The organism is Anoxybacillus pushchinoensis, assembly GCF_900111795.1.
Taxonomy (GTDB): Bacteria; Bacillota; Bacilli; order Bacillales; family Anoxybacillaceae; genus Anoxybacillus; species Anoxybacillus pushchinoensis.
Window position 1 is genome coordinate 23066 of sequence record NZ_FOJQ01000033.1, and the last position, 6072, is coordinate 29137.

At 43.7% G+C, this 6072-nt stretch carries 8 protein-coding genes; all 8 read left to right on the forward strand.

The genetic code is table 11. The annotated features are described in order from the left end of the window. The first annotated feature begins 2 nt into the window (after positions 1 to 2). Complete coding sequence (locus BM213_RS09710; RefSeq protein WP_091703524.1) at positions 3 to 1304, forward strand: pyrimidine-nucleoside phosphorylase; 1302 nt, start codon at positions 3 to 5, stop codon at positions 1302 to 1304. Between the two features lie 89 nt (positions 1305 to 1393). Next, the gene (locus BM213_RS09715) at positions 1394 to 2551 is read left to right on the forward strand and encodes a D-alanyl-D-alanine carboxypeptidase family protein (RefSeq protein ID WP_091703527.1); all 1158 of its coding nucleotides are present in this window, start codon (positions 1394 to 1396) and stop codon (positions 2549 to 2551) included. A 100-nt stretch (positions 2552 to 2651) separates the two neighbouring features. Then, a complete protein-coding gene (gene spoIIAA, locus BM213_RS09720) occupies positions 2652 to 3002 on the forward strand; it encodes an anti-sigma F factor antagonist (RefSeq protein WP_091703530.1) in 351 nt (116 codons plus the stop codon). Beyond that, on the forward strand, positions 3003 to 3443 hold the full coding sequence (gene spoIIAB, locus BM213_RS09725) for an anti-sigma F factor (protein WP_091703532.1): 441 nt from the start codon (positions 3003 to 3005) through the stop codon (positions 3441 to 3443). Positions 3444 to 3456: 13 nt separating this feature from the next. Then, the gene (sigF, locus tag BM213_RS09730) at positions 3457 to 4194 is read left to right on the forward strand and encodes an RNA polymerase sporulation sigma factor SigF (RefSeq protein ID WP_003394364.1); all 738 of its coding nucleotides are present in this window, start codon (positions 3457 to 3459) and stop codon (positions 4192 to 4194) included. Positions 4195 to 4272: 78 nt separating this feature from the next. Beyond that, positions 4273 to 4893 carry a stage V sporulation protein AA gene (locus BM213_RS09735; protein ID WP_091703537.1) on the forward strand — a complete coding sequence of 207 codons (621 nt, stop codon included), beginning with the start codon at positions 4273 to 4275 and terminating at the stop codon, positions 4891 to 4893. Beyond that, positions 4883 to 5302, forward strand: coding sequence for a stage V sporulation protein AB (locus BM213_RS09740; RefSeq protein ID WP_091703538.1), 420 nt, complete (start codon positions 4883 to 4885; stop codon positions 5300 to 5302). The genes BM213_RS09735 and BM213_RS09740 overlap by 11 nt, the downstream gene beginning before the upstream one ends. A gap of 10 nt (positions 5303 to 5312) precedes the next feature. Continuing rightward, positions 5313 to 5657 (forward strand): SpoVA/SpoVAEb family sporulation membrane protein, encoded by a 345-nt coding sequence (locus BM213_RS09745; RefSeq protein WP_003394370.1) that lies wholly within the window; start codon positions 5313 to 5315, stop codon positions 5655 to 5657. Positions 5658 to 6072: the final 415 nt, after the last annotated feature.

A 6072-nucleotide genomic window follows, 5' to 3' on the forward strand; every position in this document is an offset into this window, starting at 1 on the left:
CAATGAGAATGGTCGATTTAATTGAGAAAAAAAGAGACGGACATACATTAACGAAAGAAGAAATTCAGTTTATCATTGAAGGGTACACAAAAGGTGACATTCCTGATTATCAAATGAGCGCGTTGGCGATGGCAATTTTCTTCCGCGGCATGAACGAAGAAGAAACAGCTGAATTAACGATGGCGATGGTGCATTCAGGCGATACGATCGACCTTTCAAAAATTGAAGGAGTAAAAGTGGATAAACATTCCACAGGTGGTGTGGGCGACACGACAACGTTAGTGCTCGGACCGCTCGTTGCTTCTGTCGGTGTTCCGGTTGCGAAAATGTCTGGGCGCGGCCTTGGACATACGGGTGGAACGATCGATAAACTAGAATCGGTGCCAGGTTTTCACGTTGAAATTACGAACGATGAATTTATCGATCTTGTGAATAAAAATAAAATTGCCGTTGTCGGTCAGTCTGGTAATTTGACGCCAGCGGACAAAAAGTTGTATGCGCTTCGTGATGTGACGGCAACGGTCAACAGCATTCCGCTCATTGCTTCATCAATTATGAGTAAAAAAATTGCTGCTGGTGCTGATGCGATCGTGCTTGACGTAAAAACGGGCGCAGGCGCATTTATGAAGGATTTAAATGATGCAAAAGCGTTGGCGAAAGCGATGGTCGATATCGGAAATCGTGTCGGTCGAAAAACGATGGCGATCATTTCCGATATGAGCCAACCGCTCGGCTATGCGATCGGAAATGCCCTTGAAGTAAAAGAGGCAATCGATACGTTAAAAGGTGAAGGGCCGGAAGATTTACAAGAACTTTGCTTAGTGCTTGGAAGCCATATGGTATATTTAGCTGAAAAAGCATCTTCGCTTGAAGAAGCTCGCCATATGTTAGAACGAGCGATGAAAGACGGCTCCGCACTTGAAACGTTTAAGACGTTTTTAGCTGCGCAAGGCGGCGACGCGTCTGTTGTTGATGATCCGAGTAAATTGCCGCAAGCAAAATATATTATTGAACTAGAAGCGAAAGAAGATGGATACGTATCCGAAATTGTCGCGGATGCGGTCGGAACGGCGGCAATGTGGCTCGGTGCAGGGCGAGCGACGAAAGAATCAACGATCGATTTAGCTGTCGGTCTCGTGCTTCGCAAAAAAGTCGGTGATGCGGTGAAAAAAGGTGAATCGCTCGTTACAATTTACAGCAACCGCGAACAAGTGGATGATGTAAAACAAAAACTATATGAAAACATTCGCATCTCAGCAACTCCTGTGCAAGCACCAACATTAATTTACGATAAAATTTCGTAACCTGAAGGATTCATTCCTTCAGGTTTTTTTATGTATAAAAAAATAAAAAATGGAAAGGATGGCAAGTATAAAGAAATGGAGGGTTGGAGATGAAGCGATTTTTTTGCATGTTTGCTATCGCGTTTCTTTTTCTTCCAAGCGTCGTTGTGCGCGCGGAGCAGCCGAAAATTGAATTAGCACCTGAGGCGCGATCAGCAATTTTAATTGAGAGAGACACAGGGGCTGTTTTGTATGAAAAAAATGCCCATGAGCCGCTTCCACCAGCGAGTATGACGAAAATTATGACAATGCTTCTCATTATGGAGGCTATTGATCAAGGAAAGTTGAAGATAGACGAGCGAGTGCGGGCGAGTGAATATGCCGCATCGATGGGTGGATCGCAAATTTTTCTAGAGCCTGGGGAAGAAATGACAGTAGACGATTTACTTAAAGGTGTGGCGATCGGATCGGGCAATGATGCATCCGTCGCACTAGCAGAGCGCATTGCGGGATCAGAAGAAGCATTTGTTCATATGATGAACGAGAAAGCGAGGCAACTTGGTTTAAAACATACGGCATTTGAAAATACGACCGGTTTACCAGCAAAAAATCATTATAGCACTGCGTACGATATGGCGGTGATGGCAAAGGAACTATTGAAATATGATTTAATTACAAAATACACAGGTACGTATGAAGATTATTTACGAGAAAATACGGACAAAAAATTTTGGCTCGTCAATACAAATCGCCTCGTGAAATTTTATCCGGGTGTTGACGGGTTGAAAACAGGTTATACGAGCGAAGCAAAATACTGTCTAACCGCGACAGCGAAAAAAGGCAATATGCGCGTCATTGCCGTCGTTTTTGGTGCGCCAACACCGAAGGCGAGAAATGCGCAAATTACAAAAATGTTAGATTATGCGTTTAGCCATTATGAGACGAAACCGCTTTATAAAAAAGGGGAAACGATTACGACGCTTCCTGTCAGCAAAGGAAAGAAACGATCAGTCGCCGTTGTGACGTCTGAACCGCTTTCTGTTTTATTGAAAAAAGGGGAAAAGTCTGAGGCAATAAAAGCGGCATGGAAATTAAACGAAAAAGTGAAAGCACCGGTGAAAAAAGGAGATGTACTTGGCACGCTCATCATTAAAAAAGACGGTTCGGTGATTGCGAAAAGTCCTTTAGTGGCGAAAGAGCAAGTAGAAGAAGCAAACATGTGGGAATTATTTAAACGAATGTTCAGCTCCTTCTCACGCACATCTTGACGAAACAGGGCGAATGACCACTAGTTTTGTCGGCAAGAAGGATTGAAGCATAAATCAGTCGAATTCTTCCTTAACCTAAGCGGATAAGGAGGAAACAACCGTGAGTTTATCGATTCAATTAGAAGTGAAACAACATGTGTTGCTCGTTCGATTAGCTGGTGAGTTAGATCATCATACAGCAGAAGAGCTGCGTGCAGCTGTAACCGATGTATTGGAACGCGAGCGAGTGAAAGCGATCGTTTTAAACTTGAATGAGTTAACGTTCATGGATAGTTCAGGATTAGGTGTCATTTTAGGCAGATATAAGCAAATACAACGGCTTGGTGGAGAGATGATTGTTTGTTCTGTTTCTCCATCAATTAAGCGTTTGTTCGATATGTCAGGATTGTTTAAAATTATTCGTTTAGAAGCGAACGAACAGTATGCGTTGCAAACATTGGGGGTGGCGTAAATGAGAAATGAAATGCACCTCCAGTTTTCTGCCCTCAGTCAAAATGAATCATTTGCTCGCGTGACAGTTGCAGCGTTCGTCGCACAGCTTGATCCAACGCTTGATGAGCTAACTGAAATTAAAACGGTTGTATCGGAAGCGGTGACAAATGCGATTATTCACGGGTATGAAAACAATCCAAGCGGCATCGTATATATTTCCGTCATCATTGAAGGGCATACCGTCCATTTAACTGTTCGCGATTGCGGAAAAGGAATTGAAAACGTTGAAGAAGCAAGGCAGCCGTTATTTACGACAAAACCGGAGCTTGAACGTTCCGGTATGGGGTTTACGATTATGGAAAACTTTATGGATGAAGTGAACATTTATTCCAAAGTGAATGAAGGAACGACCGTGGAGCTGATTAAGCATGTAACGAAAAGCAAAGCGTTATGCAATTAAGGGAGACGTGCCTATGGATGTCGAGGTACAAGCTGTCAAAGATCACGAGATTAAACAATTGATTCGGAGAAGTCAACAAGGAGATCAGCAGGCGCGCGATGAAATCATTGAAAAAAATATGCGTCTTGTTTGGTCGGTTGTGCAAAGGTTTTTAAACCGCGGATACGAACCAGAAGATTTGTTTCAAATCGGTTGTATCGGTTTAATGAAATCGGTTGATAAGTTTGACTTGTCATACGATGTCAAGTTTTCCACATATGCTGTACCGATGATTCTCGGGGAAATTCAACGCTTTATTCGCGATGACGGATCCGTGAAGGTGAGCCGTTCATTAAAAGAAATTGGCAATAAAATAAGAAAAGCAAAAGATGAATTATCGAAACGAAACGGCCGCGTCCCGACGGTAAATGAAATTGCCGAGTTTTTGCACATTGCGCCAGAAGACGTTGTGTTAGCGCAAGAAGCTATTCGTTCGCCAACGTCCATTCATGAAACGGTGTATGAAAATGACGGCGATCCCATTACGCTGCTCGATCAAATTGCCGATGAACCAGATGTTTGGTTCGATAAAATTGCGTTAAAAAAGGCGATGGAAGAACTTGATGAACGTGAGCGGCTTATCGTTTACTTGCGTTACTATAAAGATCAAACACAATCAGAAGTGGCAGCTAGATTAGGCATCTCTCAAGTGCAAGTATCTCGTTTAGAGAAAAAAATATTGCAACAAATGAAAGCCCGAATGGATGAATAAGTCCGTTCGGGCTTTTATGCATACAGAATACACATATATCCCATACTACAAATATCATGAAGGAAGCAAGGTGTCAGTATGAAAGGGACAGTTTTTTTGAAAATGCGCCATCGTATACAAGTACAACCGAACGCAACCGTTCGATTAGGGGACGTCGCACAAGTGATTGCAAATGAACGAATGGACGAGCTTAGGCGAGTGCCGATTTATACAGTGAAAAAGAAGGATCGCAACATTGTTATCATTGACGTGATGCATGTGATGAAAACTTTGCTGGCTGTTGTTCCACACGTTGACGTTCAGTTACTTGGACCGTCGCAAACGATTGTTGAAGTGGTGTATGAAAAAAAACGATGGGGCTATTTGTACGTTCCAGTCGTTTGGCTTCTTTTGTTTGTCGGATCAGGGCTTGCCATCATGAATTTTCATGAAGATGTGAGCATGCAACAAGTGCAACAACGATTATATCGGGTCATTACAGGGAAGGAAGTCGTCAAGCCGCTATGGTTTCAAGTTCCATATTCGCTCGGATTAGGTCTCGGCATGATTTTATTTTTTAATCATTTTTTTAAAAAGCGCATTAATGAAGAGCCGAGCCCGCTTGAAGTTGAAATGTTCCAATATCAACAGTCGCTCGATCAATACGTCATTATGCATGAAAATAAAGAAGCGATGAGGCGAATGAACGATGATTCGTGAGTTCATTGTAGCGTTTGTCGGATTAGCAGGAGGGTTAGCTGTCGGTTCAGGTTTTGTAGCGTTTTTAACTGTTCTTGGTGTCATTCCCCGTTTAACACAGTTAACGAAAACGATGAAATGGATTGCAACGTATGAATGGGGAGTTGTACTTGGAGCGGTTGTAAGCAGTTGGATTAGCCTGCGCGATCCTCTTTTTTCTTTTCCTCCTATGCTTGCAAGCGTCATCGGCCTCTGTAGCGGCGTGTTTGTCGGCATGCTTGCAGCGGCGTTAACGGAAGTATTAAACGTATTTCCGATTTTAGCGAAGCGACTCGGTATCGATGAGCAAATTGTCATATTACTTATGGCGATGGTATTTGGCAAAGTGGCAGGTTCTCTTTTTCATTGGATATATTTTGTCGATCGATAGGAGGGAATGTATGTTAAAAGCTTTTTTAGCAGGAGGATTGATTGCGATAGTTGGTCAGGCGTTTCACGATATGTATAGCATATGGTTCCACATGAATGAAGCGGAAGCGATTCGCTGGATGAACGGAACGCTTATCGTGTGTGCCGCGCTATGTACCCCTACTCGATTGTATCGCCGATTTACACAAATTGCCGGGGCAGGAATGATCGTGCCGATGATGAGTTTAGCCAACATATGGAGCGCCACCGCATTGGAGTATCGGAATGAAGGAGCAGCAGAACATATGTTTTTTGTTGGGGGAAGCATCATTGTGACATTAGTCGTTGCTTCATATGTTGCTGCGTTGTTTTTGTAAAGGGGGATGCATGTCAACTACCCCCACTTGGCTAACGCTTGAAGCGGGGGCTTGCGACTCCCCAGAAGTGCGAACGGACATCGTCCTCCTTCCTTGACTTGGGGTTGCATCAGGGGCAGGTTGACGACTACCCAACGACATAGGTCATGCCTATATCGCTACCGAGTGGCTCGGCATGTCTGTAGGCAGTACTTGACTTCCACGCACAACAGACGGATGTACGCTCGATGTTTTACGGTTGCAACGTTTCCTGCAACCAACTCCCTACATCGAGTAACGGGGATTGGAGTGCCTTGATTCAACGGTTTTCTCCACATTCCTATTCTATCATATACAAAAGAAAGGAGGAAGGGCGATTCCTCCCCGACTTTCGCTCTCGCTTAGAAGTCGGGGTCTCCTCGCCAAAGATGATGAA

Coding starts and splice junctions, on each gene's coding strand:
- BM213_RS09710 (WP_091703524.1), top strand. CDS start 3: ATGAGAATGGTCGATTTAATTGAGAAAAAAAGAGACGGACATACATTA.
- BM213_RS09715 (WP_091703527.1), top strand. CDS start 1,394: ATGAAGCGATTTTTTTGCATGTTTGCTATCGCGTTTCTTTTTCTTCCA.
- spoIIAB (WP_091703532.1), top strand. CDS start 3,003: ATGAGAAATGAAATGCACCTCCAGTTTTCTGCCCTCAGTCAAAATGAA.
- sigF (WP_003394364.1), top strand. CDS start 3,457: ATGGATGTCGAGGTACAAGCTGTCAAAGATCACGAGATTAAACAATTG.
- BM213_RS09735 (WP_091703537.1), top strand. CDS start 4,273: ATGAAAGGGACAGTTTTTTTGAAAATGCGCCATCGTATACAAGTACAA.
- BM213_RS09740 (WP_091703538.1), top strand. CDS start 4,883: ATGATTCGTGAGTTCATTGTAGCGTTTGTCGGATTAGCAGGAGGGTTA.
- BM213_RS09745 (WP_003394370.1), top strand. CDS start 5,313: ATGTTAAAAGCTTTTTTAGCAGGAGGATTGATTGCGATAGTTGGTCAG.